The sequence below is a fragment of the Pseudomonas sp. B21-054 genome (assembly GCF_026016345.1).
GTDB lineage: Bacteria > Pseudomonadota > Gammaproteobacteria > Pseudomonadales > Pseudomonadaceae > Aquipseudomonas.
Window position 1 is genome coordinate 4,737,288 of the sequence record NZ_CP087204.1, and the last position, 26,407, is coordinate 4,763,694.

22 protein-coding genes and 3 tRNA genes are annotated in these 26,407 nt (G+C 58.9%); 7 read left to right on the top strand and 18 right to left on the bottom strand.

The features are described from left to right. Positions 1-4 precede the first annotated feature (4 nt). Both LOY70_RS20440 and LOY70_RS20445 read right to left on the bottom strand, forming a co-directional pair. Positions 5-913, bottom strand: coding sequence for a 1-aminocyclopropane-1-carboxylate deaminase/D-cysteine desulfhydrase (locus LOY70_RS20440; protein WP_265029113.1), 909 nt, complete (start codon positions 911-913; stop codon positions 5-7). Between the two features lie 739 nt (positions 914-1,652). Then, a complete protein-coding gene (locus LOY70_RS20445) occupies positions 1,653-3,692 on the bottom strand; it encodes an FAD-dependent oxidoreductase (protein WP_265029114.1) in 2,040 nt (679 codons plus the stop codon). Between the two features lie 341 nt (positions 3,693-4,033). On the opposite strand from LOY70_RS20445, the gene LOY70_RS20450 reads away from it, so the two are divergent. Beyond that, the gene (locus LOY70_RS20450) at positions 4,034-5,164 is read left to right on the top strand and encodes a carbon-nitrogen hydrolase family protein (protein ID WP_265029115.1); all 1,131 of its coding nucleotides are present in this window, start codon (positions 4,034-4,036) and stop codon (positions 5,162-5,164) included. Positions 5,165-5,166: 2 nt separating this feature from the next. Continuing rightward, positions 5,167-6,204 carry an AraC family transcriptional regulator gene (locus tag LOY70_RS20455; protein WP_265029116.1) on the top strand — a complete coding sequence of 346 codons (1,038 nt, stop codon included), beginning with the start codon at positions 5,167-5,169 and terminating at the stop codon, positions 6,202-6,204. A 320-nt stretch (positions 6,205-6,524) separates the two neighbouring features. Here LOY70_RS20455 and LOY70_RS20460 read toward each other — a convergent pair whose 3' ends face one another. The 10 genes from LOY70_RS20460 to LOY70_RS20505 form a co-directional block, all read right to left on the bottom strand. Continuing rightward, on the bottom strand, positions 6,525-7,337 hold the full coding sequence (locus tag LOY70_RS20460) for a DUF2242 domain-containing protein (RefSeq protein WP_265029117.1): 813 nt from the start codon (positions 7,335-7,337) through the stop codon (positions 6,525-6,527). Between the two features lie 227 nt (positions 7,338-7,564). Beyond that, positions 7,565-9,436 carry a SurA N-terminal domain-containing protein gene (locus LOY70_RS20465; RefSeq protein ID WP_265029118.1) on the bottom strand — a complete coding sequence of 624 codons (1,872 nt, stop codon included), beginning with the start codon at positions 9,434-9,436 and terminating at the stop codon, positions 7,565-7,567. A 224-nt stretch (positions 9,437-9,660) separates the two neighbouring features. Further along, entirely contained in the window at positions 9,661-9,933 is a 273-nt protein-coding gene (locus tag LOY70_RS20470; protein WP_003183171.1) for an HU family DNA-binding protein, read from the bottom strand. Positions 9,934-10,081: 148 nt separating this feature from the next. Continuing rightward, positions 10,082-12,478 carry an endopeptidase La gene (lon, locus tag LOY70_RS20475; RefSeq protein ID WP_025214685.1) on the bottom strand — a complete coding sequence of 799 codons (2,397 nt, stop codon included), beginning with the start codon at positions 12,476-12,478 and terminating at the stop codon, positions 10,082-10,084. A gap of 160 nt (positions 12,479-12,638) precedes the next feature. Next, positions 12,639-13,922 carry an ATP-dependent Clp protease ATP-binding subunit ClpX gene (clpX, locus tag LOY70_RS20480; protein ID WP_123343048.1) on the bottom strand — a complete coding sequence of 428 codons (1,284 nt, stop codon included), beginning with the start codon at positions 13,920-13,922 and terminating at the stop codon, positions 12,639-12,641. A 107-nt stretch (positions 13,923-14,029) separates the two neighbouring features. After that, positions 14,030-14,671 carry an ATP-dependent Clp endopeptidase proteolytic subunit ClpP gene (gene clpP / locus LOY70_RS20485; RefSeq protein WP_003183177.1) on the bottom strand — a complete coding sequence of 214 codons (642 nt, stop codon included), beginning with the start codon at positions 14,669-14,671 and terminating at the stop codon, positions 14,030-14,032. A 93-nt stretch (positions 14,672-14,764) separates the two neighbouring features. Beyond that, complete coding sequence (gene tig, locus LOY70_RS20490) at positions 14,765-16,075, bottom strand: trigger factor (protein WP_265029119.1); 1,311 nt, start codon at positions 16,073-16,075, stop codon at positions 14,765-14,767. 417 nt (positions 16,076-16,492) lie between these two features. Further along, positions 16,493-16,577: transfer RNA gene (locus LOY70_RS20495), tRNA-Leu, on the bottom strand. Positions 16,578-16,635: 58 nt separating this feature from the next. Beyond that, positions 16,636-16,711, bottom strand: a tRNA-His gene (locus tag LOY70_RS20500). Between the two features lie 40 nt (positions 16,712-16,751). Continuing rightward, positions 16,752-16,828: transfer RNA gene (locus tag LOY70_RS20505), tRNA-Arg, on the bottom strand. 281 nt (positions 16,829-17,109) lie between these two features. Between LOY70_RS20505 and folD the strand changes: the two genes are divergently transcribed. From folD to LOY70_RS20520, 3 genes are all read left to right on the top strand, one after another. Continuing rightward, positions 17,110-17,964 (top strand): bifunctional methylenetetrahydrofolate dehydrogenase/methenyltetrahydrofolate cyclohydrolase FolD, encoded by an 855-nt coding sequence (gene folD / locus LOY70_RS20510; protein ID WP_025214688.1) that lies wholly within the window; start codon positions 17,110-17,112, stop codon positions 17,962-17,964. A gap of 345 nt (positions 17,965-18,309) precedes the next feature. Further along, positions 18,310-19,248, top strand: a complete 939-nt coding sequence (gene pbpG, locus LOY70_RS20515; RefSeq protein WP_123416513.1) for a D-alanyl-D-alanine endopeptidase — start codon at positions 18,310-18,312, stop codon at positions 19,246-19,248. A gap of 239 nt (positions 19,249-19,487) precedes the next feature. Further along, entirely contained in the window at positions 19,488-20,663 is a 1,176-nt protein-coding gene (locus tag LOY70_RS20520; protein WP_265028313.1) for an integrase core domain-containing protein, read from the top strand. A 481-nt stretch (positions 20,664-21,144) separates the two neighbouring features. Here LOY70_RS20520 and LOY70_RS20525 read toward each other — a convergent pair whose 3' ends face one another. The 3 genes from LOY70_RS20525 to LOY70_RS20535 form a co-directional block, all read right to left on the bottom strand. Beyond that, complete coding sequence (locus tag LOY70_RS20525; RefSeq protein ID WP_185067214.1) at positions 21,145-21,300, bottom strand: hypothetical protein; 156 nt, start codon at positions 21,298-21,300, stop codon at positions 21,145-21,147. A 178-nt stretch (positions 21,301-21,478) separates the two neighbouring features. Then, complete coding sequence (locus tag LOY70_RS20530; protein ID WP_265029120.1) at positions 21,479-21,682, bottom strand: DUF6021 family protein; 204 nt, start codon at positions 21,680-21,682, stop codon at positions 21,479-21,481. Between the two features lie 100 nt (positions 21,683-21,782). Next, positions 21,783-22,460, bottom strand: a complete 678-nt coding sequence (locus tag LOY70_RS20535) for a peptidase C39 family protein (protein WP_265029121.1) — start codon at positions 22,458-22,460, stop codon at positions 21,783-21,785. 224 nt (positions 22,461-22,684) lie between these two features. Here LOY70_RS20535 and LOY70_RS20540 point away from each other — a divergent pair, with 224 nt between their 5' ends. Continuing rightward, positions 22,685-22,846 (top strand): hypothetical protein, encoded by a 162-nt coding sequence (locus tag LOY70_RS20540; protein ID WP_185045864.1) that lies wholly within the window; start codon positions 22,685-22,687, stop codon positions 22,844-22,846. Between the two features lie 73 nt (positions 22,847-22,919). Here LOY70_RS20540 and LOY70_RS20545 read toward each other — a convergent pair whose 3' ends face one another. Together LOY70_RS20545 and LOY70_RS20550 are read right to left on the bottom strand one after the other, a co-directional pair. After that, positions 22,920-23,669, bottom strand: coding sequence for a TerC family protein (locus LOY70_RS20545; RefSeq protein ID WP_265029122.1), 750 nt, complete (start codon positions 23,667-23,669; stop codon positions 22,920-22,922). A 27-nt stretch (positions 23,670-23,696) separates the two neighbouring features. Continuing rightward, positions 23,697-23,948, bottom strand: coding sequence for a hypothetical protein (locus tag LOY70_RS20550; RefSeq protein WP_265029123.1), 252 nt, complete (start codon positions 23,946-23,948; stop codon positions 23,697-23,699). A gap of 138 nt (positions 23,949-24,086) precedes the next feature. Here LOY70_RS20550 and nhaR point away from each other — a divergent pair, with 138 nt between their 5' ends. After that, positions 24,087-24,983 (top strand): transcriptional activator NhaR, encoded by an 897-nt coding sequence (gene nhaR / locus LOY70_RS20555; RefSeq protein ID WP_265029124.1) that lies wholly within the window; start codon positions 24,087-24,089, stop codon positions 24,981-24,983. On the opposite strand, the gene LOY70_RS20560 is transcribed toward nhaR, so the two are convergent. After that, entirely contained in the window at positions 24,980-26,137 is a 1,158-nt protein-coding gene (locus LOY70_RS20560; RefSeq protein WP_265029125.1) for an MFS transporter, read from the bottom strand. The genes nhaR and LOY70_RS20560 overlap by 4 nt on opposite strands. Positions 26,138-26,407: the final 270 nt, after the last annotated feature.

Sequence of the window (26,407 nt, forward strand, 5' to 3'; positions counted from 1 at the left end):
CCGACTATTCGAACCCTCGGCGGCCTTGCAAGCCGCCGGTGTGCACAAAGATCAAGCGGGTGCCTGGGACAAACCGCCCAGCCTCGACCTGTGCCTTGAGCACCATCAGTGCTTTGCCGGTGTACACCGGCTCCAGCTCGATTGCGTCGGTGGTATCAATGAAGGCGCTGAGTTCGGCATCGACCCGGGCGAACCCGCCACGGCTGCCGTCGAACAACTCATAACGCGGACTACAAAGCCCCGCCGTCGCCACGATGCTTTCGATTTGCTGCGCCACGCCGTGATCCTGGGGCACCGCCAGCACGCCATAGACCGGGCGCTCCCCCGCTTCAGCCAACACCAGCCCCGCCAGCGATGTTCCGGTGCCGCAGGCCAACCACCAGCCGTGATAATCCGCCCACCCCAATGTCGCCAGTTGTTCACGGGCACGGGTCACCCAGCCCATGCAGCCCTGCGCACCGGGCAATCCTGAACCGCCTTCGGGCACCGGATGCAAATGAGGATACCGCGCCTGCCACGGCCCCCAGAAATCCGCGGCGTGTCGCTCCCGGTATCCGCCATACCCCAACCAGTGCAACGCCATGCCGAACGCTTTCAGGTCGAGCACCGTCGGCGTGTCCTGGGGATGGCCGCGCAGCAGCCCGACCGTTGCAAACCCGAAGCGCTTGCCTGCCGCGGCCAGGGCATGCAGATGGTTGGAATAGGCCCCCCCCAGGCTCATGACCCCTTGGGCACCGGTCTCGTGGGCGGCGCGCAAATGGTGAACCAGCTTGAACCACTTGTTACCACTGATCAGCGGATCGATCCGGTCCAGACGCAACACCGTCACTTCAATGCCGGCACGGGCAAGCCAATCCAGATGAAGGGGTTCGAGGTGGGGTTGAGGATGCCAGTCGAGGGCGGGGAGTAGCATTGCAGTGGGCCAAATTGGAACGAGCTGGAATCTTAACAGCTCGCTTGGGGATGACCTCAGTATCCATGTTCATTGCATTCCCTGTGGGAGCGGGCTTGCTCGCGAAGACGGCGGCACATCCAACCTCGATGCAAGCTGACTCACCGCTTTCGCGGGCAAGCCCGCTCCCACAGGGGACTGGCAACGGACACTGAATCTGTGAACGACCAAGAACAAATGTGGGAGCGAGCTTGCTCGCGAAGACGGCGGCACATCCAACATCGATGCAAGCTGACTCACCGCTTTCGCGGGCAAGCATGCTTCCACAGGGGACTGGCGACGGACACTGAGTCTGTGAACGGCCCAGAACAAATGTGGGAGCGGGCTTGCTCGCGAAGACGGCGGCACATCCAACCTCGTTGCAAGCTGACTCACCGCTTTCGCGGGCAAGCCCGCTCCCACAGGGGCTGGCGGCGGACACTGAGTCTGTGAACGACCGAGAACAAATGTGGGAGCGGGCTTGCTCGCGAAGACGGCGGCACATCCAACATCGATGCAAGCTGACTCACCGCTTTCGCGGGCAAGCCCGCTCCCACAGGGGCTGGCGGCGAACACTGAGTCTGTGAACGACCGAGAACAAATGTGGGAGCGAGCTTGCTCGCGATAGCGGCAGGCCAGTCGACATTTATGCAACTGACTAAGCGCAATCGCGAGCAAGCTCGCTCCCACAGGAGGATTGGGGTTCTACCGGCCTTGCGCCTTACAACTGCGCCGCCAACCGCGAACCCTGGTTGATCGCCCGCTTGGCATCCAGCTCCGCCGCCACGTCGGCACCGCCGATGAGGTGGACGTTCTGCCCGGCCGCTTCCAGGCCTTCCTGCAACTCGCGCAGCGGATCCTGGCCGGCGCAGATCACGATGTTATCCACGGCCAGCACTTGTGGCTCGCCGGTTTCGCCGATGCGAATGTGCAGGCCGTCGTCATCGATCTTCAGGTACTCGACGCTGTTGAGCATTTGCACCTGTTTGTTCTTCAACCCCGTGCGGTGAATCCAGCCGGTGGTCTTGCCCAGGCCGTCGCCAACCTTGGATTTCTTGCGCTGCAACAGGAACACCTGACGCGCCGGGGCATGGGGCTCTGCCTTGATCCCGGCCACGCCGCCGCGAGCCTGGAGCAAGGTGTCGATTCCCCACTCCTTCCAGAACGCATCGCGGTCCTGGCTGGTGGCGACGCCCTGGTGAACCAGGAACTCCGACACGTCGAAGCCAATACCGCCAGCGCCGATCACCGCCACGGTGCGACCCACCGGCTTGCGCTCGAGGATCACGTCCAGGTAGCTCAACACCTTGGCATGCTCCACTCCGGGAATCGCCGGCACCCGCGGCGCGATACCGGTGGCGAGGATAATCTCGTCGTAACCGCCCGCCACCAGTTGCGCCACATCCACACGGGTGTTGAGGCACAGCTCGACGTGGCTGGTCTGCAATTTGCGCTGGAAGTAACGCAAGGTTTCGAAAAACTCTTCCTTGCCCGGCACGCGCTTGGCGACGTTGAACTGACCGCCGATTTCACTGGCCGAATCGAACAGCGTCACCTGATGACCGCGCTCGGCCGCCACGGTGGCGGCGGACAACCCGGCCGGGCCAGCGCCCACCACGGCGATTTTCTTCACCTGGGTGACCGGCAAGTAGTTGAGTTCGGTTTCATGACACGCCCGCGGGTTCACCAGGCAACTGGTGAGCTTGCCACCAAAGGTATGGTCGAGACAGGCCTGGTTGCAGCCGATGCAGGTGTTGATTTCATCGCCACGCCCCGCGGCGGCCTTATTGACGAACTCCGGGTCCGCCAGGAACGGCCGCGCCATGGAGACCATGTCGGCGTCGCCTTCGGCGAGAATCCGCTCGGCCACTTCCGGCGTGTTGATACGGTTGGTGGTGATCAGCGGGATATTCACCGAACCGCGCAGTTTGGCCGTGACTTTACTGAATGCCGCCCGCGGAACCTTGGTGGCAATGGTGGGGATCCGCGCCTCGTGCCAGCCGATACCAGTGTTGATCATCGTCGCACCGGCCTGCTCGATGGCCTTGGCCAGCTGGACGATTTCGTCCCAGGAACTGCCGCCCTCCACCAGGTCGAGCATCGACAGGCGAAAGATAATGATGAAATTCGGGCCGACCGCTTCGCGTACCCGACGCACGATTTCCACCGGCAGGCGCATGCGGTTTTCGTAGCTGCCGCCCCAGCGGTCAGTACGGTGGTTGGTGTGGGCCGCCAGGAACTGGTTAATGAAATAACCTTCCGAGCCCATGATTTCGACACCGTCGTATTCGGCTTGCTGGGCCAGCACCGAACAGGTGACGAAATCACTGATCTGCTTCTCGATACCCTCTTCGTCCAGCGCCTTGGGCTTGAACGGGTTGATCGGTGCCTGGATCGCGCTCGGCGCCACTTGCTTGGGGCTGTAGGCATAGCGCCCGGCGTGAAGAATCTGCATGCAGATCTTGCCACCGGCCTCGTGTACCGCCCGGGTGACGATCTGGTGCTTGAGGGCCTCTTCTTCAGTGGTCAGCTTGGCGGCACCGGAGTACACGCCGCCCTCATCGTTCGGCCCGATCCCGCCGGTGACCATCAGGCCCACGCCGCCCCGCGCCCGTTCGGCAAAATACGCCGCCATGCGTTCGAAACCACCGGGTTTCTCTTCAAGGCCGGTGTGCATCGACCCCATCAGGGTACGGTTGCGCAACGTGGTAAAACCCAGGTCCAACGGGGCCAACAGGTGCGGGTAATGAGAGGCGGTCATCGGGTCACTCCACAACGGCAATCACGGGAATTGCGGAAGCTCTGCGGCTTCCATCAGTCATGCCCGACAGCCTAAGAGCCGGGGTGCGGGCGCTCAATGACCGTAACTGACAACTTAATGATCCAAATGCGCAGTGCGCCGATCAATGCCTCGAACAGCCGGCCATGAGCTGCGCCTACCCCGGCGACCTGCTTCAAGCACGGGTGCAGGGCGACTTTGCGTAGGCTCCCAGCCAGCACAAATAAGCCCGCGCCCTTCGCTAATCCCTTGTTTTACCGTACCCTGCCCCGTAGCTCTTGATGAAGCATCACGAACCTGCATACGGCCGCTGAACTGTCCCCATGCGCAAATTTCTGTACCTGCTGTTTTCACTGGCCTTGATTGCCGCCCTGATCACTTATGCACTGTGGACGGCGGATCGTCCGGCGGGTCATTACCTGTCAGACCTTCGCATCAACCTGGCGGTCGACCAGGGCACCCGCGCCGACCGGGGCAACTTGCTGGGCATCCAACCCGAGTTATTTCCCACCGACTACCAAAGCCCCGAGCACCTGCGTCGCAAACTGGCGGCCTATTTGCAGAACGCGCGCGACCTGGGTTTTCTCAATGACAAAACCATCGTGGTCTTGCCCGAGCACGTCGGCACCTGGTTGATGATCAGCGGTGAAAAAGACGAGCTGTATCAGGCCGCCACGTTGAAGGACGCCATGAACTGGTTGGCAGTCAGCAACCCGCTGGCGTTTACCCGCGCGCTGTTCAGTGCTCAAGGTGACAATCGACTGGACGACGCCTACCTGCGTATGAAGGCCGCTACCATGGCCCGTGACTACCAGGCGCTGTTTGGCGGGTTGGCCAAGGAATTCGGCGTGACCCTGGTGGCCGGCTCCATCGTGCTGCCCGAACCCCGCGTCAGCGAAGGCGAACTGAAAGTTGGCCGCGGCGCGTTGTATAACAGCAGCCTGGTGTTCGGCCGCGACGGGCGGCCGATCGGCCAGCCCCAGCGTCAACAACATCCAGTGTTCGAACAGCGAGACGTGCTGGGGGCTGATCGCCCGGACGCCACCCGCGTCATCGACACCCCCGCCGGCCGCCTGGGCGTACTGATCGGCAGCGACAGCTGGTACCCACTTCACTATCGGCAACTCGACGAGCAAGGCGTGGAACTGATCGCCGTCCCCGCCTTCGTCAGCGGCCGCGACACATGGGACAAACCCTGGAGCGGCTACAAGGGTGTGTCCACACCGAGCGAAGTAAGCCTCAAGCCAGGTGAAGTCAGTGAAGGCAAAGCCTGGCATCGCCTGACGCTGACCGGCCAGCAGCCCATCAGTCGAGCCAGGGGCGGTGTCAGCGTCTTCCTGCGGGGCCAGTTCTGGGACAGCGGCAGCGCCGGCCAGAGTTTCATCAGCCACAACGGCGAACAGTTCCCCGACGGCGAGGCCCGTGGCGCCCGCCTGCTGAACCTTTGGTTGTGAGCATGAAACCGCAACCGATGCGCCTGGGGGATCTGTCAGTGGGCTTCGTCCACAGCCTGGCGGACGCGGTTGCCAGCCATGGACAGGACCCCCTGCCCTTGCTTGAACAATACGGCCTGGATGCCGCCCGCCTGGCCGAGCCAGGTGCTCGACTGTCGATCCCGCGCTACATGCGCCTGGGCCACGCCGCGATCCAACAGACCCAGGATCCGGCTTTGGGCCTGCGCATGGGTCAACTCAGCCGCTTGAGCCAGGCCGGATTAGCGGGCGTTACCGCCGCCCAGGCGCCGACAGTACGCGAAGCCGCGCGCTGCCTGATCCGCTTCGAGCCGCTGTACGGTTCCAACTATCGTGGCCAATCGAGTTTTCATGAGGACGCCCGGGGGGCGTGGCTACGGTTCTACTCCATTAGCCCGTATAACGCCTACAACCGCTTCGTCGTGGACTCGATCATCGCCGGCTGGCTGGCGCAGTTGTCCAGCGTGAGCGGCGTGGCGCTGCGGGCCGAACGCATAGACATCGAATTCGAGGAACCGGCGTATCTGGAGGCCTACCGGCTGTTCGGCGACTGCCCGATCCAGTTTGGCGCCGAACAGAATCAGCTGCGCCTGGGCTTGGGCAGCCTCGCCCAGCGCAACCCACAGCATTGCCCCAGCACCTGGCAGCACCTGGTTCAACTGTGTGAGCGGGAACTGGAACAGTTGACCCGCACCCGCAGCCTGCGTGAGCGCATCATTCAGCTGCTGGGGCCGTTGCTCAATGGCGGGCGGGAGCCTGACCTGGAAGAAGTGGCGGCACGCCTGAAACTGCCGACCTGGACGTTGCGCCGCAAACTGGCCGAGGAAGGCACGCAATTTCGCGCCATCCTCAACGACACGCGCCGAGACCTGGCCATGACCTACATCCGCGATACCGAACTGGCGTTCGGCGAAATCGCCTACCTGTTGGGCTTCGCCTCAGCCGAGGCGTTTCAACGGGCCTTCAAGCGCTGGAACGACCAGACGCCCGGAGAGTTTCGTCGCAGTCACCGGATCATTTGAGCTTCGGCTTGCCGCTTTTGATATGTCGCCTGTCGCTGCATCAGGGCGACGTCATCAGCTCCGTCATTAAAGCTCCGTCGCATCCTCGGCGGGTTCCAGCGGGTCCAGTTCATACGCCTGGTATTCCAGCAGCTCTTCCTGATAATCATCCATTACGCGTCCTTCCCCTGTCGTTGAAACCAATGCCTGATGGCGCTGGTACCAGCATAAAGCTGCTTTATGAACAAAACATGAAGCAAAAGCTTCATGAATTAAACGTAGCACAGCGTCGGGAAATTACCGCTAGGAGGCTGGCAAGGGATCAACCCTCGCCGAGCGCCTCATGGAAGCGGCTGGATTGGCTCGGTCGGAGCCGGCAACGTACTGGGTGGCGGTGCAGTGATGGTTTGCGTCGCTGGCGCTGGCTCTGACGACTCGGGGGCAATCGGCGTCGACTCGGCTGGCGGGGCGATCGGCTCCGACACCGCCGGGGCGGTTTCGACAGGTGCTGGCGCAGCTTGCGGCGCGGCAGCTTCAGGAGCAGGCATCAACGCAGCCGGCTCGACCTTGGTCTCCGGAACGCCCAACTCGGTTTTTGGTTTTTCGACGTTCTCAACAGGTTTTTTCGCTTCTGGTGGCAGGAACAGTTCCACCAAGGCGAAGAACCGCTCGTAGAACTTGGCCGCCGACACGGTTTCGCTGGCGACCTTGACCATCGAGTCATCTGACGAGCCGATCGGCATCGACACCGACCCCAACACCCCCACGCCCAGACTGGCGGAGTTATTGGTTTTCTTCAGCGCATAACGGTCCTGCAGGGCGTTGGCGAATATGGTCGCACGGTGCCCACCGCCGTCTTCGGCACAGACCAGGTTGAAGCTGATCTCCATGTGGGTTTCGCCGGTCTGCTGAAAACTCTTGTGACCGCTGACCAGCTTCGCATCGCTGCTGGTAATGATGTAGCCCTGACTGAGCAACGCCCGGCGCCCGGCTTCACACGTCGCGGCATCACTCACCGGGTAAGTCCGCGAGAACGTACCGGAATCATCGAAGTTTTCATGCTCGTAAATGGCGGCTTTCTTGGACGAGCAACCGGCTGCGGCGGCCAGCGCCAATGCAAGCCCGAGGGTGCGCATGTGAGGTGATCTGAACATTGAACATCCTGAGAAAAACAGTCCGGGGCGTATTGTGCAACAGAACACGGCTCGGCAACGTGAAGTAATCACGACTAAAAGGGTGACCAGTCTACTGGGGGTTGTTGGCAGGAAAAAGGTGCGATGTCCATGGATCGACGAACATCCCGCCACTGGCAATAAGCAGATACAAAAAGACCCCGGCTTTTCGGCCGAGGTCTTTGGTTAACAGCAAGCCATCAAGGCATTCAGAAACGCTTGATGTCCGCCTGGCTCTCCAACTGCTTGCGATAAGCCGCGAAGTCCTGCTGGCCGATACGAGAAGCGAGGTATTGACGGTACTGGGCTTTCTCTTCGTCGGTCGGTGCCGCCGCTTCATTCACGCCGTTCAGACGCACGACCACCAGACTGCCGTCGGGCAAGGTCACGCTGGTAAATGTCGGCTTGTCTTTCGACTCAGGCTTGGGCATGCGGAACAGTGCTTGCAGCACCGCCGGATCGATACCTTCCTGGTTGCGAGTGGCGGCTTCGCTGACTTTCCAGTTTTGGCCGGCGACAGGCTTATCCAGCGCAGTCTTGCCGTCACGCAGACTGGCGATCAACTCATCAGCCTTGGTCTTGGCCGCCGCGCTGGCGTGCTCCTTGGACAACTGGGTGCGAATCGCCCCGGCCACGCTTTCCAGCGGCATTTGCTCAGGCTTGCGGTGCTCCTTGGCGCGCAGCACCACGACGGTTTCCGGGTCCAGCTCGATGGCGGTGCTGTTGGCACCCTCATCCAGCACTTCCGGACTGAACGCCGCCGTCACCACGGCGCGGTTGGCGGCAATCCCCTCTCCGCCTTCGCGACCGAATGCTGCCGACGTGTGAACGGTCAGATTCAAGTCCTGGGCCGGCTGCGCCAGGTCGGAGGCTTCGAACGAGGCGTCTTCCAGTTGCTTGGTCGCCTCCACGAAACGCTGCTCTACCTGCTGGGTTTTCAGCTCGCGGGTCAGCTTGTCCTTGAGGCTGGCAAACGTCGGGACTTCAGGCGCTTCGACGCCCAGCAGCTTGATCAGGTGCAAACCGAAGTCGGTGCGCACCGGGGCCGAGACCTGGTCCTTGTTCAAGGCATACAGCGCCTTTTCGAACGCCGGATCGTAGACACCAGGACCGGCATAACCGAGATCGCCGCCGTTGCTCGCCGAACCTGGGTCCTGGGAGAACTCCTTCGCCAGGGCTTCAAACGATTCGCCCTTGGCCAGACGGGCCTGGACTTCTTCGATCTTTGCCTTGGCCTGGGCTTCGGTGACCTTGTCGTTCACTTCGATCAGGATGTGCGCGGCCCGACGCTGTTCGGACAGATTCGCGATTTCTTTCTGGTAGGCCGCCTGCAGGTCTTCGTCCTTCACGCTGACCTGATTGAAGAAAGAAGCCTTCTTCAACTCCAGGTAATCGATGACCACCTGATCAGGCGTCATGAATTCCTTGGCGTGTTTATCGTAGTACGCCTTGACCTCGTCATCGGTCAGCTTCACGGCCGACGGGTCAGCCTTGATGTTCAAGGTGGCAAAATCACGGGTCTGTTTTTCCAGGCGGGCGAATGCCAGCACCTGGGCATCCGTGACGAAACCGCTGCCTGCCAGACCCGCGCGCAGCTGACCGATCAGCATTTCCTGAGCCAGCATCTGGCGGAATTGCATGCGGTTGTAACCCAACTGGCGAATCACTTGATCGAAACGCTCGGCGCTGAATTTGCCATCGACCTGAAACTCAGGCGTTTGCAGGATGACTTGATCCAGCGCGGCTTCGGAGAACGCGAATTTCGCATCGTGTGCGCCTTGCAGCAACAGCTTGCGATCGATCAGGCCTTTGAGCGCCGAATCACGCAGCATTTTTTCGTCCAGCAGGGAGGCGTCAAAATCCTTGCCCAGCTGTTGCATGAGCTGACGGCGTTGCATTTCGACCGCCTGGTTCAGCTCGTTCTGGCTGATTTCTTCGCCGTTGACCTTGGCCGCGTCATTGCTGGTCCGGGTGGCTTGAAAAATGGCATCGAAACCGGTCAACGCCATCAATGCGACGATAACCCCGATGATGGTTTTGGCAATCCAGCCTTGTGAATTGTCCCTGATATTCTGCAGCATGCGTCCCCCAGAAACGGTTGAACTTCAAAATTAGGCAACCGTGGAGCGTGGGTAGAATCCGGATAGAAGAAAGGCGCATCCGAGGATGCGCCTTCTCGTAACTGGCGGAGCGGACCGGGCTCGAACCCGCAAGCCCTGGCGTCACAGACCGGTAGCAACCGGTCGTATTACCGCTCCGCTGCCAAGCCAGGCATGACCCCGACCCGGATAAACTCAATGAAACCTTAGTTAACGGCTTCTTTCAGCGCTTTACCAGCTTTGAAACCTGGCTTTTTGGCAGCAGGGATCTCCAGCGTCTTGCCAGTCTGCGGATTGCGACCGGTACGAGCTGGGCGATCAGTCACGGAGAAGGTGCCGAAACCTACCAGAACAACGGAGTCGCCGGCTTTGAGAGCGCCAGTGACGGATTCGATTACAGCGTCCAGCGCACGGCCAGCAGCAGCTTTCGGGATATCAGCGGATGCAGCGATAGCATCAATCAGTTCCGACTTGTTCACTCTAAGTCCCCTTATATCTATTTGAGATGATTCTAAGTTTTTTTGGTGAAAGCAAAAACGAGTGCTGAATGGCCTACAGACACTTAAGAGCCGCTTTATAACAAGGGCTCTAAAAAACTGTCAAGGAAGCCCCCCAGGCAAATGCGTATTAATGCGTGCTAATTCTTTCCTTAGAGTCAGATTCTCGCTTTTCGTCCTTCGCGACTATCTCCGGAGCCACATCCGGCAAGGGCTCCGGCGCGTATTGCAGCGCAATTTGCAGGACCTCGTCAATCCATTTAACCGGTTTAATCTGAAGATCTTGCTTAATGTTGTCGGGAATTTCCTTCAGATCGCGGACATTCTCTTCGGGAATGATCACAGTCTTGATCCCGCCACGGTGAGCCGCCAGCAGTTTTTCCTTCAGGCCGCCGATCGCCAGTACCTGCCCGCGTAGCGTGATTTCACCGGTCATGGCGACATCGGCGCGCACCGGAATCCCGGTCAGTGCCGATACCAGGGCCGTGCACATGCCTACGCCAGCGCTAGGGCCGTCCTTGGGGGTCGCCCCTTCAGGCATATGGATATGGGTGTCGCGCTTCTCGTGGAAGTCCAGGGGAATACCCAGGCTCCGGGCCCGGCTACGAACCACCGTCAGCGCCGCGGTGATCGATTCGACCATCACGTCACCCAGGGAACCGGTCTTGATCAGTTGCCCCTTGCCCGGCACCACAGCCGCTTCGATGGTCAGCAATTCACCCCCCACTTGAGTCCACGCAAGACCGGTCACCTGCCCGATCTGATCCTGCTGCTCGGCAAGACCGTAGCGGAACTTGCGCACACCCAGGAAGTGCTCCAGCAGGTCCGCGGTGACCTTCACCGAGAAGCGTTTTTCCAGCGCATGCTCCTTGACCGCCTTGCGGCAAACCTTGGCAATTTGCCGCTCCAGGCCACGCACACCCGCTTCACGGGTGTAGTAACGGATGATGTCGCGAATCGCTTCCGCATCGAATTCCAGCTCGCCCTTTTTCAGGCCGTTGGCCTGGATCTGCTTGGGCGAAAGGTATTTGACGGCGATGTTGATTTTCTCGTCTTCGGTGTAACCCGGCAGGCGAATCACCTCCATCCGATCCAGCAATGCCGCCGGGATATTCATGGAGTTGGAGGTGCAAAGGAACATCACGTCCGACAGGTCGTAGTCGACCTCCAGGTAGTGATCGTTGAAATTGTGATTCTGCTCAGGATCGAGCACTTCGAGCAACGCAGAGGCGGGATCACCGCGCATATCGCTGCCCATCTTGTCGATTTCATCCAAAAGGAACAGTGGGTTGCGCACACCAACCTTTGTCATCTTTTGAATCAATCTTCCTGGCATCGACCCGATGTAGGTACGACGATGACCACGGATTTCCGCCTCGTCGCGCACGCCACCGAGGGCCATGCGTACGAATTTACGGTTGGTGGCGTGGGCAATCGACTCGGCCAGGGAGGTTTTACCGACGCCGGGCGGACCGACCAGGCACAGCACCGGGCCACGAATTTTCTTCACGCGCTTTTGCACGGCGAGGTATTCAAGGATGCGTTCCTTGACCTCTTCCAGGCCGTAATGGTCGGCGTCGAGGATGTCTTCGGCACGGGCCAGGTCCAGACGCACCTTGCTCTGGGCTTTCCACGGCACCTGGACCAACCAGTCGATGTAGGAGCGTACAACGGTGGCTTCAGCCGACATCGGCGACATTTGCTTGAGCTTGTTCAGCTCGGCCTGGGCCTTGGCCAGCGCGTCCTTGGGCAGGCCAGCGGCATCGATACGCTTTTTCAGCTCTTCGATTTCGTTGTGGCCTTCGTCGCCATCGCCAAGCTCCTTCTGAATGGCCTTCATCTGCTCATTCAGGTAGTACTCGCGCTGGCTGCGCTCCATTTGCTTCTTGACCCGACCACGAATGCGTTTCTCGACCTGCAACAGATCGATCTCGCCGTCGAGCAATGCCAGCACGTGTTCGACACGGGCCGACAAATCAATGATTTCGAGAATCTCCTGCTTCTGCTCGATCTTGAGGGCCATATGGGCCGCCATCGTATCGACCAGTCGTCCAGGCTCATCGATGCTGTTAAGCGACGACAGGACCTCGGCAGGCACCTTCTTGCCCAGTTGCACGTACTGTTCGAACTGGGACAGCAGGCTGCGGACAAACACCTCTGATTCACGCTCGGGCGCATCCACCTCTTCGATCAGCGACACCTCGGCCCGGCAATGGCCGTCCACTTCACTGAAACGCTCGACTGCACCTCGCTGCTCGCCTTCGACCAGGACCTTGACGGTGCCGTCAGGCAGCTTGAGCAACTGCAGAACCGTTGCAATCGTACCTACGCGATAAAGTGCGTCCTCGCCGGGATCATCATCGGCAGGATTTCTCTGAGCCAGCAGAAGAATCTGCTTGTCACCCGTCATCGCAGCCTCGAGGGCTTCGATGGACTTCTCGCGCCCCACGAACAGCGGGATAACCATGTGCGGATACACCACGACATCGCGCAATGGCAAGAGAGGCAATTCGATGGTTGTCTTCATGATTTCGCCTCTACGGCGGCCACAAGGCCGGAAACAGATGGAAGTAAGCTTGAAACCAAGATGGGGGCAGCCTTGAAAAAAAACAAGCGCAAGACACGTCTAAAGCGCGCTAAAAGCAAAGGGGCCCGAAGGCCCCTCCTTTGTTCCGGCAGCAGGACGCTTAAGCGTCCGGTGCAGCCTTGGCAGGCTTTTCATTGTTTTCGTAGATATACAATGGTTTGGACTTGCCTTCGATAACGCTTTCGTCGATCACGACTTTACTCACCTCGGACTGCGAGGGGATCTCATACATCGTGTCGAGCAACACGCCTTCCAGAATCGAGCGCAACCCACGAGCACCGGTTTTACGCTCCAAGGCACGTTTGGCAACCGATTTCAGCGCGTCGGAACGGAACTCAAGGTCGACACCTTCCATTTCGAACAGCTTGGCGTACTGCTTGGTCAGGGCGTTCTTCGGCTCGGTCAGAATCTGCATCAACGCCGCTTCATCCAACTCGTCCAGCGTCGCCAGGACCGGCAGGCGACCGACGAATTCCGGGATCAGACCAAACTTGACCAAATCGTCAGGTTCGACTTCACGCAGGGATTCACCGACCTTCTTGCCCTCTTCCTTACTCCGAACTTCGGCGTTGAAGCCAATGCCGCCACGGGTGGAACGGTTTTGAATAACCTTTTCCAGACCGGAGAACGCACCACCGCAGATGAACAGGATGTTACGCGTGTCGACCTGCAGGAATTCCTGCTGTGGATGCTTGCGACCACCCTGGGGCGGAACGGAAGCGACCGTACCTTCGATCAACTTGAGCAAGGCCTGCTGCACGCCCTCTCCGGAAACATCCCGGGTGATGGACGGGTTGTCGGACTTGCGGGAAATCTTGTCGATTTCGTCGATGTAGACAATGCCCATCTGGGCTTTTTCCACATCGTAATCGCACTTCTGCAACAACTTCTGAATGATGTTCTCGACATCTTCACCGACATAACCCGCCTCTGTAAGGGTGGTCGCGTCGGCGATGGTGAACGGAACGTTCAGCAAGCGGGCCAAGGTTTCGGCAAGCAAGGTTTTACCCGAGCCTGTCGGGCCGATCAGCAAGATGTTGCTCTTGCCGAGTTCGACGTCGTCATTCTTCTTGTCGCGCTGGTTCAGGCGCTTGTAGTGGTTGTACACCGCTACGGCCAGTACCTTTTTCGCGCGTTCTTGACCAATCACATACTGATCAAGGATGCCGCTGATTTCTTTAGGCGAAGGCAATTTATGCGCGCTGCTCTCGGCCTGGGCTTCCTGCACCTCCTCGCGGATGATGTCATTGCACAGGTCGACGCACTCGTCGCAAATGAAGACCGAGGGGCCGGCAATCAATTTGCGTACTTCATGCTGGCTTTTGCCACAGAAGGAGCAATAAAGCAGTTTGCCGTTGTCCTCGCCGTTGCGGGTGTCAGTCATTCGATCGATCCAAATCCGATAGGCTTGCAACACAAGATGAAGGCAATTGCGGGCTTTTTCAAGCCCGCAGGCGGCCGGTCATCCCAACCACCTGCATTTTGAGCGGCTTAGGCAGGCATTTGACGCTTGTTGATCACGGAGTCGATCAGGCCGTATTCGGCCGCACGCTCTGCGCTCATGAAGTTGTCACGCTCGGTGTCACGCTCAATGGTTTCGAGGCTTTGCCCGGTGTGATGGGCCAGCAGCGAGTTCAGGCGCGAGCGAATATGGAGGATTTCCTTGGCATGAATGTCGATATCCGACGCCTGGCCTTGGAAACCGCCCAGTGGCTGGTGAATCATCATGCGCGAGTTCGGCAGGCAGTGACGCTTGCCCGCTGCGCCACCGGCGAGCAGGAACGCGCCCATGCTGCAGGCCTGGCCGATGCAGATGGTGGAAACGTCTGGCTTGATGAATTGCATGGTGTCGTAGATCGACATGCCAGCCGTCACCGAACCGCCAGGTGAGTTGATGTAGAGATGGATATCCTTGTCCGGGTTTTCCGCTTCAAGGAACAGCAATTGCGCCGCGACCAGGTTGGCCATGTAGTCTTCAACGGGGCCGATCAGGAAGATGACGCGTTCCTTGAGCAGACGCGAGTAGATGTCATAGGCACGCTCGCCACGGGCGGACTGCTCGATAACCATCGGGACCAGGCCGCCTGCGGCTTGGATGTCAGAGCTCTGCTGATAAAAAGAATTGCGGGACATGTCTCGCAGTCACTCCCAAATAGTTATGTCTTGAATACGCATAAGCCAGCGCGAAGGCTGGCTTATGGGTGTGTATTTCTTACCGCAAAACAATCAATCGGCTTGTGGAGCTTCCACCGGCTTGACCGCTTCTTCGTAAGAGACCGCTTTATCGGTCACGCTAGCTTTCTGCAGAACAGTATCCACAACTTGTTCTTCCAGCACAACCGAACGGACTTCGTTCAGCTGCTGGTCGTTCTTGTAGTACCAGGACACGACTTGCTCAGGCTCCTGGTAGGCCGAGGCCATTTCCTGGATCAGCTCGCGAACGCGGGTTTCGTCAGGCTTGAGTTCGAACTGCTTGACCACTTCGGCCACGATCAGGCCCAGCACGACCCGGCGCTTGGCTTGCTCTTCGAACAGCTCGGCAGGCAGTTGGTCGGGCTTGATGTTGCCGCCGAACTGCTGAACAGCCTGCACGCGCAGACGATTCACTTCGTTGTCCAGCAGTGCCTTTGGCACGTCGATCGGGTTGGAGGCCAGCAGACCGTCCATGACCTGGTTCTTGACCTTGGACTTGATGGCCTGACGCAGCTCACGCTCCATGTTCTTGCGAACTTCGGTGCGGAAACCTTCCAGACCTGTTTCCTTGATACCGAACTGAGCGAAGAACTCTTCGTTCAGCTCAGGCAGTTTCGGCTCGGAAACGCTGTTGACGGTCACGGTGAACTCGGCGGCTTTGCCGGCCAGGTCCAGGTTCTGGTAGTCCTCGGGGAAGGTCAGGTTCAGAACGCGCTCTTCACCGGCTTTCGCGCCGACCAGGCCATCTTCGAAACCTGGGATCATGCGACCGGAGCCCAGCACCAGCTGAGTGGCCTTGGCGGAACCGCCAGCGAACACTTCACCGTCGACCTTGCCGACGAAATCGATGTTCAGTTGATCTTCGTTCTGGGCAGCGCGGTCGGCCACTTCGAAACGGGTGTTCTGCTTGCGCAGGATATCCAGCATCTTGTCCAGGTCAGCATCCGACACGTCAGCGCTCAGGCGCTCGACGGCGATGGACTCGAAACCGGCAACAGTGAATTCAGGGAACACTTCGAACGTGGCGACGAATTCCAGGTCCTTGCCCTTTTCCAGCACTTTAGGCTCGACGGATGGAGCGCCAGCCGGGTTCAGCTTCTGCTCGACAACCGCTTCGTAGAACGAAGACTGGATCACATCGCCCACGGCTTCCTGACGCGCATCAGCTTCGTAACGCTGACGGATCACGCTCATTGGCACTTTGCCTGGGCGGAAACCTGGGATTTTGGCCTTTTGGGCAGTCTGCTGCAGACGCTTGTTGACCTGAGTCTCGATGCGCTCAGCCGGCACGGTGATGCTCATGCGGCGCTCAAGAGCAGAAGTATTTTCAACAGAAACTTGCATGGATATTCCTCGTTGCACAGACGTTGGCCGGGCGTTTCCGACCCCAGAATCAAGGGCATGCATTCTAGTAGGTCAAACTCAAGAAGTCACCCTACTGAAAACGGGCAGGAAACAGGCGCCGAATTTAGGAGCGAGACAAACGGTCATGTCTCGCCCGGTTTGCAAATACAGTCGATCATCCCAGGGCTCTGCGCCAACGCTTCTATATATAGAAGCACTGCACCAGCACCACTGGCGCCCGGCCCCACGAGGGGACCAACGGGCATCGCGCGCATCATCACGAAACACAATCGCGACGAACCGACCACCCACTCCCCGAAATGGAGCTGACAATGAACACAAAACCACTGAAAACAAAAACGGCGCAGCCCTCTTCAGGTACTGCGCCGTTTTCTGCTATTTAAATAGCCACTTGTATGGTGCGGACGGAGAGACTCGAACTCTCACACCTTGCGGCGCTGGAACCTAAATCCAGTGTGTCTACCAATTCCACCACATCCGCGTATCAAGCTTTTAAAGCAAAGGCGCCAGACTGTTAAATCTGGCGCCTTCCTAGAATATGGGGTGGACGATGGGGATCGAACCCACGACAACGGGAGTCACAATCCCGTGCTCTACCAACTGAGCTACGCCCACCATATTGCCTTGTTGCGTTACTTGTGCCAAAGCTGCCTAATGGCGCACCCGGCAGGACTCGAACCTGCGACCATCCGCTTAGAAGGCGGATGCTCTATCCAGCTGAGCTACGGGCGCCTTTTTAATCTGTATTCTTGGACGATTACAAACTAAGTGCTTTCAGCTTTGCCGAGTTTAAACAACCAACTCCGCTCCACCTTCTTAACCAGTGCTAGGCTGTGCCCGACAAGTGCGACGAATGTTATAGACGGCCTCATGGGGCGTCAACTCTTTTTTAAAAAAAATTCATTTAATTAAAGGGCTTAGGGGAATTTGCAGACCAAGCGCCTTTGCCCTCACGCCTCGGCATGCGAGAATGCGTTCTCTTTTTTTCCCCTCTCGATGGTTAACCACGCGCAATGACTGCACAACTTATCGACGGCAAATCGATCGCCGCCAGCCTGCGCCAGCAGATCGCCCAACGAGTCACCGAGCGGCGCCAGCAAGGCCTGCGCACGCCCGGCCTTGCGGTGATCCTGGTCGGCAGCGATCCTGCCTCTCAGGTTTATGTCTCGCACAAGCGTAAAGACTGTGAAGAGGTCGGCTTCCTTTCCCAGGCCTACGACCTGCCTTCCGAAACCACCCAGCAAGCGTTGGCCGATCTGATCGATCGCCTGAACGATGACCCGAACATCGACGGCGTCCTGCTCCAACTGCCCCTGCCCGAACACCTCGATGCCTCCAAACTGCTGGAGCGTATCCGCCCGGACAAAGACGTCGACGGTTTCCATCCTTATAACGTCGGCCGGCTGGCCCAACGCATCCCGTTGCTGCGCCCCTGCACCCCCAAAGGCATCATGACCCTGCTGGAAAGCACCGGCGTGGACCTTTATGGCCTTGATGCCGTAGTCGTGGGCGCGTCCAACATCGTTGGCCGCCCGATGGCGATGGAGTTGCTGCTGGCTGGCTGCACCGTCACCGTGACCCACCGTTTCACCAAGGACCTGGCAGGCCACGTCGGGCGCGCCGACCTGGTGGTCGTTGCCGCCGGCAAGCCTGGCCTGGTACAGGGCGAGTGGATCAAGGAAGGCGCCATCGTCATCGACGTGGGCATCAACCGCCAGGACGATGGCAAGCTGGTGGGTGACGTGGTCTATGAGACCGCCCTGCCCCGTGCCGGCTGGATTACGCCCGTCCCTGGTGGCGTCGGCCCAATGACCCGCGCCTGCCTGCTGGAAAACACGCTGTACGCGGCGGAAACGCTGCACAGCTGATAGACGCGCCAACAAAAAACCTGTGGGAGCGCGCTTGCTCGCGATAGCGGTGCACCGGCCAACATCCAAGTTGACTGACACACCGCTATCGCGAGCAAGCGCGCTCCCACAGGCGCTTTTGTCACCTGATCCTCAACCGACAGGCTGATGTTTTTTATTGAAATCACCCAAATTACAAATTTTTCAGATTCGATTCGCCAAAATCACACCTTCATTAAACTTTATTTATTCACAAGCCCTTGCGGCACAGGCATATAGCGCTGCCGTCGCCCATACTCATAAAATGCGACGTTTTTTTAGAAAGCCGTCGCCAACGGCACCTTCAACTCCATCGGACCTACTCGCGTGAAAATCCGTCTTTCGATCCTTAGCCTGTTCATCGCTTTCACAGGCACCTTTATCACGCAGAATGTCGATGCGCAGGAAACCATCGCGACCCCACGAGACACGTCAAAACTGCAAGTCGCCTCGGGCAGTGCGATCCTGTTGGATCTGCAAACGGATAAAGTGGTTTATTCCAGCAACCCGGACGTGGTGGTACCGATCGCGTCGGTGACCAAGTTGATGACCGGCCTGATCGTGCTGGATGCCAAACAGAACCTGGATGAATACATTTCCATCACAATCGCCAACACGCCAGAAATGAAGGGTGTGTTTTCCCGAGTGAAGCTCAACAGTGAACTGTCGCGCCGGGATGTGTTGCTGATCGCCTTGATGTCCTCGGAAAACCGCGCCGCCGCCAGCCTCGCCCACCATTACCCGGGCGGTTACGCGGCGTTCATCGCGGCCATGAATGCCAAGGCCAAATCGCTGGGCATGAGCAGCACCCATTATGTCGAACCCACCGGCCTGTCGATCCATAACGTTTCCACCGCCAGGGACCTGACTAAGCTGCTGATCGCCGCCCGCAAGTATCCGCTGCTGAGCGAACTGAGCACCACCAAGGAAAAGACCGTCACCTTCCGTAAACCGGTGTATAGCCTGGGCTTCCGTAATACCGACCATTTGGTGCATAAGGCCAATTGGGACATTCAGTTGACCAAGACCGGGTTTACCAACCAGGCCGGCCACTGCCTGGTGCTGGTCACGAAAATGGGTAATCGTCCGATGGCGTTGGTGATTCTGGATGCCTTCGGCAAGTACACCCACTTTGCCGATGCCAGCCGGATTCGTAGCTGGGTCGAAACCGGGAAGAGCGCTAACGTGCCGGCGGTGGCCCTTCAGTACAAGGCGGCGAAGAATCTCAAGAGCCGCCAGAGTGGTGTTGTGGAGGCTTCTCAGTAACTGCGCTTCGCAAAGCCCCCCGATTCGTCGCAATGCGGGGGGCGGGGGTTCTCGTGTGTATATCCGTTTTTGCGTAACGGCTACTGACGGTTCCGCCCTTACGGCGGCTCACTTTTGAGAAGCGCAAAAGTAAGCAAAACGCTCTTGCCGGTATGACTCACCCACATGGGTTACAAATCAGTTCACGCACATAGGTAACAGTTTTTAACTGGCAGGGTCGATTTCGCGAGGATCTGACCATGCCCTGGAGAGAGCTGAAACCTATGGACCTGAAAGTGATGTTCATCGCGGATTATCTGTCCAAAGAGCACAGCTTAAGTCAGCTGTGCCGGGACTATGAGATCAGCCGAAAGACTGCGTACAAATGGGTTAAACGATACGAAACAGAGGGCCCCGGTGGGCTTGATGAGCGTAGCCGCCGCCGGCACAACCAAACCTATGTTGTGCCCCTGGTCGTGAAACAGGCGATCATTGAGCTTCGCTCCATTGGCGAGACGATTCCCGGCCCGAAGAAAATTCAAAACTGCCTCGTGCAGCGTTTTCCTGATCAGGATCCGCCGTCGAAAACGACCATTTATAATGTACTCAAGGCAGCTGATTTGATCACGCCTCGGCCTTTGCGCAGGCGTGTGGCTGTTTATCCCAAGCCTTTGCACAAGGCAGAGAATCCCAACCAGCTCTTCAGCGCTGATTACAAAGGTCAGTATCTGACCGGGGCAGGTGTTTGGTGCTATCCACTGACAATCATGGATCATGCCAGTCGCTTTCTACTGGCTTGCCAGAGCATGGGCAGCACCAACTTCAAGGAAACCCAGGAAACCTTCGAGCGGGTTTTTCGTGAGTATGGGCTGCCGGAACGGATTCGTACCGACAATGGCGTACCGTTTGCCAGTACGAGTCGTGCGGGGCTGTCACAGCTGTCGATCTGGTGGATGAGACTCGGGATCATCCCTGAGCGGATCGAGCCGGGCCGCCCGGATCAAAATGGGCGTCACGAGCGCATGCATCGGACGCTGAAAAGTACGTTGCCTCAACCTGCGGCTATTGCTTGGGAGGCCCAGCAACGTCATTTTGATCGTTTCAGACAGCACTACAATTACGAGCGTGGGCACGAGTCGCTGGGACAGAAAACGCCTGCTGCCTGTTATACGCCTTCAACTCGAATGTATCCCGAAACGCTGCCTGAAATGACTTATGCGAGCCATATCGAAAGTTACCTGGCCGATAGTAATGGGATCATCAATCGAGGCGGTATGAGGGTTTATGTAGGTAATTTGCTCTGTTATCAGACCATCGGCATGGAGATGATTGGTGATGGGATATGGAATGTGATCTTCGGGCCGGTGATCCTGGGTCATGTTAATGCGAGAAATGCCAAGAACGGCTACGTTTCAATCAAAGTGTCACCTATGTGAATGCACTTTTTTGTAACCCATGTGGTTGTTCCGTACATGCCCCACCACTCGGCACCTCGCCTAGGCTCGGTGTGCCCTCTCTCCGGCATTGCTCCGTGGGCCGCCGCGAAGGGCCATCCATGGCCCAGCGCGGCTATCCCGGCATCCATGCCGGGATGCCCACTGCGCAATGCCTGCGTTCGGCCAGCGTGGTTTAACGGGGCGCCTAAGATCAAAAGCCGAAGCGAGGCGGCCTAATAGCCGGCCTAGTTTGGGGTGAACGCGTTCCTCCTGTGGGAGCGAGCTTGCTCGCGATGGCGGTGTCACTGAGATAAAGATGTTGAATGGGCTGGCCTCATCGCGAGCAAGCTCGCTCCCACAGGTTTTTGTGTCGTGTGCAGATGCTATGAGCACCCACAAACCCATGTGGGAGCGAGCTTGCTCGCGATAGCGGTGGTCCAGTCACATAGATGCTGGATATACCCCCCGCTCTTGCTCTGCTTTAGATCTTGATCTTGATCTGAGCGCCCCATAAAACCACGCTGGCCGAACGTAGGTATTGCGCAGTGGGCACCTCGGCATGGATGCCGAGGTAGCCGCGCTGGGCCATGGATGGCCCTTCGCGGCGGCCCACGGAGCAATGCCTGCGTTCGGGCATGCCGAGCCTAGGCGAGGCACCGAGTGGTGGGGCAAGAGCGCTTTGGTTACTTTCGCGCTTTTCGAAAGTGACCCGCTGTAAGAGCGGAACCGCCAGTAGCCGTTACCGCAGAAATGGATATACACCCCACCCCAGACGCCCTGACCACCGCCTAAATAGTTCCTGAGAACTTTTCAGTTCAAGGCTTTAGATCACCAAGCGGGTCATAAGCCTTGGACGGGGACTTCTCCTGCTTTTCCTTATCCCGAGGCGCCTTGGCCGGCCCGATCGGATCCACTTGAGGATCCCCCAGATCCGGAGAATCAGGATCGAACCCCAGCTCATCGTCACCCGATGAATGCTCGGAAGAATGCGGCCCCGTAGGTGTTTTCGACTGTGCCATACCTGCCTCCTCGAATCATGGCCCGGAAACGCCGGACCCTGACGATAAGAGCCCCAGGCATGCCCGGTCGTGCCCGACAAGTGACGAACGGAACCGACGATCAGTGGGCGGCGCCCAGCGTCTTGGTGGCCCGCGCCGCCTCTCGTTCCTGCCCTGCGCCGGCCAGTTCATCCGCCGCTTTCAGCCAGCGCTGTGCGTTGACATTGGCCGGAAGCTGCGTAGGACGTTGGACCAGTACCGCCCAGCCACCTGCGCTTTTGAAGGCCGACTCGAACGAACTGAAGCTCATCAGCTGTCGCCGATCCATGCCTGATCGCAACAAGACCGTCTGCTTCTGCCGGTTGTACCCAACGAGAATCCCATAGCGCGGCCCGGACCAGAACGCCGTTCCGCCGGTGTAGCGCAGCAACACGGGGTAGCCCGCCGCAACCTGCTCCAGCAGTGCCGACAGCTCGTCGTCGAGTGGGTACACCACCAACCCATATTCGCGCGCCAGGGTTTGCATATTTTGCTGCAAACCGGCTTCGCCTCCCGGCAGGTGCAAAGGTTTCTCCAACAGCCCCGGCGTGATCACTGTGCCTTGCAACGTCAACAGGGCGGCCAGGGACTGCGGGGCCCCCTGGTACATTTCGCCGCGAAAAAACGGCACGCTGTTGAGTTCCACCCGCTCGGGCAGCCGTTTGATCTGGGGCGACACGCTGGCCGCGCAGCCTGCCAGGGCCGCCAGGCAAGCCGTCGCCAATACCAGTGATCGAAAAGAGGAAATTACCGGCAACATTATGACTCTCTTGTTCAGGCACCCGATATTCGGGCCATGCTTGGGCCGTCGATCATAAGGTGCGCAAACGCCTGGGTATATAGCCTTAAACAACAGTCGCAACACCGCGATAGAGCGAACCGCTGCGTCCCGGGCGTTGACGATCGACTACCTGCAACACTGGGTCGACTAGACTGTCTACTGTACTGATTGCGTGCCCTGAACCTGGGCGGAAGGAGGCACAGATGAGCCTGACAACGACAATTCTGATGCTGATATTCGGTTGGCTAAGCGTAGCCACGGCCATGCTGTGGGGTGTGCTGCGGATCACCCGTCGCCACCATCACGCGCCACCGCAAGCGGAAAAAACCGCGAAATCCACCAGGCGCCACGCCGCCGCACACTGATCCTCCTTGTGCAACATTCATGAAAAAGCCTCCCGGGCCTGGACCCGGGAGGCTTTTTTGCGTCTGCCTGGAGTCAGGCTCTGTTGGCCAACGCCTTTTCCCGGCGTCGACGGGACATCATGTTCAACACCTCGATCGCCGCCGAGAACGCCATGGCGGCGTAGATGTAGCCTTTAGGTACATGCGCCCCGAAGCCTTCAGCGATGAGCGTCATGCCGATCATGATCAGGAAGCCCAGCGCCAGCATGACCACCGTCGGGTTGTCATTGATGAATTTAGCCAGGGGCTCGGCCGCCAGCAGCATCACCAGTACCGAGACCACAACCGCGATGATCATGATGGGCAGGTGTTCGGTCATGCCCACGGCCGTGATGATGCTGTCGATGGAAAACACCAGATCCAGCATCAGGATCTGACCGATGGCGGCCGCAAAGCCCAGGGTCACGCCAGACGCGGCCGTTTTAGGATCTTCCGGCGCGGGGTCCATGCTGTGATGGATCTCGGTGGTGGCTTTCCACAGCAGGAACAGGCCACCGGCGATCAGGATCATGTCCTTCCAGGAGAACGCATGGCCAAGGATTTCGATGACAGGCTCAGTCAGCTGCACGATGAACGCAATGGTGCTCAACAAGCCCAGGCGCAGGACCAGCGCCATGCTGATACCGATGCGCCGGGCCTTGGCACGATGCTGTTCAGGCAGTTTGTTGGTCAGGATCGAAATGAAGATCAGGTTATCGATGCCGAGCACGATTTCCATGACGACCAGCGTAGCCAGGGCGATCCAGGCGGTGGGGCTGGCAACGAGTTGCAGAAGATAATCCATGGGTCAGTCCTGACTCGATAGGGCGGCTTAGATGGTTTGGGTGGAGTTTTCGGTTTTTTCAGCGTCGTCCGCCGGTTTTTTCTCGGGGCTGATCAACCCGCCGGTGGCCTCGCTGATGGCCTGTTCGGCGGCTTTGTGGGTGTCGTCGATGGCCTGTTTGGCGGTTTCCGCAGCCTGCCCCATTAATTGCTGGGCGCTTTTTTCAGCCTGTTCACAACCCACGAGGGTCATTGAAGACATCGCCAGCAAGGTTACAAGCCCCAGGGATTTGTATGTCATGAAATAAATGCCTCTTGAGAAATAGAAGGAGCCCGAAAGGTGCCCACCAATGGCAAGGCATTCTAGAGACGAGGATACTTCAGGAAAATTCGTATTTTTAGCGGTTATACTTCGTTTTTTACGAACTGACGTGACCCCATGCTCAATTACCGACAACTGCATTACTTCTGGGTGGTGGCGAAAACCGGGAGCATCGTGCGGGCCTGCGAGCAACTGAACCTCACCCCGCAAACCATCAGTGGGCAGATTTCCCTGTTCGAGCAGACCTATAACATCAAATTGTTTCGCCGCGTCGGGCGACAGCTGGAACTGACCGAAGCCGGGCGCCAGACGCTGCCCTATGCCGAACATATGTTCCAGCTGGGCGGTGAACTGGAGTTGATGCTGCGGGCCCAGCCCAACGAGCAGCAAACCCTGTTTCGGGTCGGGGTAGCGGATGTGGTGCCCAAATCCATCGTTTATCGGCTACTGGCACCGACCATGGAATTGAATGAACCGCTGCGCATCACCTGTCGCGAGGACAAGCTCGAACGGCTGTTGGCGGACTTGGCGATCCAGCGCCTGGACCTGGTGATTTCCGACAGCCCGATGCCGACCCACCTGGACATCAAGGGCTACAGCCAGAAATTGGGGGAATGCGGAATCAGTTTCTTTGCCACCGCGGCGCTGGCCGAACGTTACGGGCAGGACTTTCCCCGCAGCCTGCATGACGCGCCATTGCTCATCCCCGGCCCGGAAACCGTGGTACGCAGCCGCCTGCAACGCTGGTTCGCCGAGCAACAGATCCAACCGCGCATCGTCGGTGAGTTCGACGACAGCGCGTTGATGCAGGCCTTCGGCCAATCAGGCAGCGGGATTTTCATCGGCCCGAGCGTGATCGCCGAAGAGGTAAAGCGCCAATACGGCGTGGAGGTGATCGGCCGGACCGATGCGGTGAGCGAGTCGTTCTACGCCATTTCCGTAGAACGCAAGGTCTGCCATCCGGGCATCGTCGCGATTGCCGAAGGGGCACGTCGCGAGTTGTTCAATGGCTAGCCCGAACAGGTGGCGCGGGGTTTGAAGGTCATCAGCAACAACGCCAGCAGGATCGATACGAGAATGAACCCGGCCCCTGCAAAACCGACGCTGCCCAGGCCCAGGGTATCGATGACCCGCCCACCGACCATCGCGCCCAAACCAATCCCCAGGTTGGCACCGGCAATGTTCAGCGACGCGGCAAAAGCCGGTGCTTCGGGCGCGGCCTTCATCAGCCGCACATGGCTGACCAGGAACAAGGCCGCCTGGGTCACGCCCCAAATGCCCATCGCCGCCGCCAGCCCGAGGGTCGAGTGAATGCTCGGCACCAGCGCCACCATGCCGCCAATCATGAACAGACAGAACACCATCGACGCCATCAACGGATGCCGGTCCACCGCACGGCCGCCCAGGGAATTGCCCACCAGCCCCACGGCCCCGAAGCCCATCAGGCACCAGCCCACCAGCGTGCCGTCAAAACCGGCCAGGCGTTCAAGGATGTCGGCCAGATAGGTGTAGGCGGTGAACATGCCGCTGAACACCAGGATCGACAGCAGCACATGCCCTTGCATCAACGGGCTGCGCAGGATTTTGAATTGCGAACGCAAGCTCACCTGATGTTGGTGCAGGTCGGTCTTGGGCAGGTAGATATACAGCAGCAAGGCCTTGGCGAAGGCAATGACCGCCAGGATCGCAAACGCGCTGCGCCAGCCGAACGCATCGGAAATCAGCGTACCCACGGGAATGCCAAATACAGTCGCACACACGATGCCGAACCCGATCCGGGCGATGGCCCGCCCGGCGTACTCCGGCCCGACGATGTCCACCGCCGTTTCACTGGCCAACGCCCAGAACACAGGCAAACCCAGGGCGGGAATCAACCGAGCGACGGCCATCACCCAGATGTTGGGCGCCAGGGCCGCCAGTGTGTTGGCGAGGCCGAACATCACCAGCACGCTGATGAACAGCTTGCGCCGCTCGAAGCGGGCGAACCAGGCGGTCAGGAACGGCCCGAACGCCGCCACCGTAAACGCGAACAACGTCACCAGCAACCCGGCCTGGGGGATGGTGACTTGCAGGTCGCGGGCGATGGACGGCAACAGGCCAACGATGATGAATTCCGTGGTCAACACCGTAAAACCGGCGGCCGACAACAGGAAAATGGGCAACAACATGCAAAACTCCAGCAAAACGACGACACCAGCGTTAGCCCAAGGGCCCGCTGGCGGAATAGAAAGGTGAGGCGACAAAGCCTAACAGAATGTGGGCATCAGACAAGCGCGCAGGATGACCCGGATAAGGGTGACGGATCGTCACAGGTCCGTCAGATTTTTCGTCGGGCTGTGATAAAGTCCGCGGCCTGCAAAACGTCGTACTCCTTTTCGGTCCCGCTCATGTGGCCTGCCCGCTTGTTGCCCTGATTCGTCGACCGTTGCACACAAAAA

Coding starts and splice junctions, on each gene's coding strand:
- LOY70_RS20440 (WP_265029113.1), bottom strand. CDS start 913: ATGCTACTCCCCGCCCTCGACTGGCATCCTCAACCCCACCTCGAACCC.
- LOY70_RS20445 (WP_265029114.1), bottom strand. CDS start 3,692: ATGACCGCCTCTCATTACCCGCACCTGTTGGCCCCGTTGGACCTGGGT.
- LOY70_RS20450 (WP_265029115.1), top strand. CDS start 4,034: ATGCGCAAATTTCTGTACCTGCTGTTTTCACTGGCCTTGATTGCCGCC.
- LOY70_RS20455 (WP_265029116.1), top strand. CDS start 5,167: ATGAAACCGCAACCGATGCGCCTGGGGGATCTGTCAGTGGGCTTCGTC.
- LOY70_RS20460 (WP_265029117.1), bottom strand. CDS start 7,337: ATGTTCAGATCACCTCACATGCGCACCCTCGGGCTTGCATTGGCGCTG.
- LOY70_RS20465 (WP_265029118.1), bottom strand. CDS start 9,436: ATGCTGCAGAATATCAGGGACAATTCACAAGGCTGGATTGCCAAAACC.
- lon (WP_025214685.1), bottom strand. CDS start 12,478: ATGAAGACAACCATCGAATTGCCTCTCTTGCCATTGCGCGATGTCGTG.
- clpX (WP_123343048.1), bottom strand. CDS start 13,922: ATGACTGACACCCGCAACGGCGAGGACAACGGCAAACTGCTTTATTGC.
- clpP (WP_003183177.1), bottom strand. CDS start 14,671: ATGTCCCGCAATTCTTTTTATCAGCAGAGCTCTGACATCCAAGCCGCA.
- tig (WP_265029119.1), bottom strand. CDS start 16,075: ATGCAAGTTTCTGTTGAAAATACTTCTGCTCTTGAGCGCCGCATGAGC.
- folD (WP_025214688.1), top strand. CDS start 17,110: ATGACTGCACAACTTATCGACGGCAAATCGATCGCCGCCAGCCTGCGC.
- LOY70_RS20520 (WP_265028313.1), top strand. CDS start 19,488: ATGCCCTGGAGAGAGCTGAAACCTATGGACCTGAAAGTGATGTTCATC.
- LOY70_RS20525 (WP_185067214.1), bottom strand. CDS start 21,300: ATGCCCGAACGCAGGCATTGCTCCGTGGGCCGCCGCGAAGGGCCATCC.
- LOY70_RS20530 (WP_265029120.1), bottom strand. CDS start 21,682: ATGGCACAGTCGAAAACACCTACGGGGCCGCATTCTTCCGAGCATTCA.
- LOY70_RS20535 (WP_265029121.1), bottom strand. CDS start 22,460: ATGTTGCCGGTAATTTCCTCTTTTCGATCACTGGTATTGGCGACGGCT.
- LOY70_RS20540 (WP_185045864.1), top strand. CDS start 22,685: ATGAGCCTGACAACGACAATTCTGATGCTGATATTCGGTTGGCTAAGC.
- LOY70_RS20545 (WP_265029122.1), bottom strand. CDS start 23,669: ATGGATTATCTTCTGCAACTCGTTGCCAGCCCCACCGCCTGGATCGCC.
- LOY70_RS20550 (WP_265029123.1), bottom strand. CDS start 23,948: ATGACATACAAATCCCTGGGGCTTGTAACCTTGCTGGCGATGTCTTCA.
- nhaR (WP_265029124.1), top strand. CDS start 24,087: ATGCTCAATTACCGACAACTGCATTACTTCTGGGTGGTGGCGAAAACC.
- LOY70_RS20560 (WP_265029125.1), bottom strand. CDS start 26,137: ATGTTGTTGCCCATTTTCCTGTTGTCGGCCGCCGGTTTTACGGTGTTG.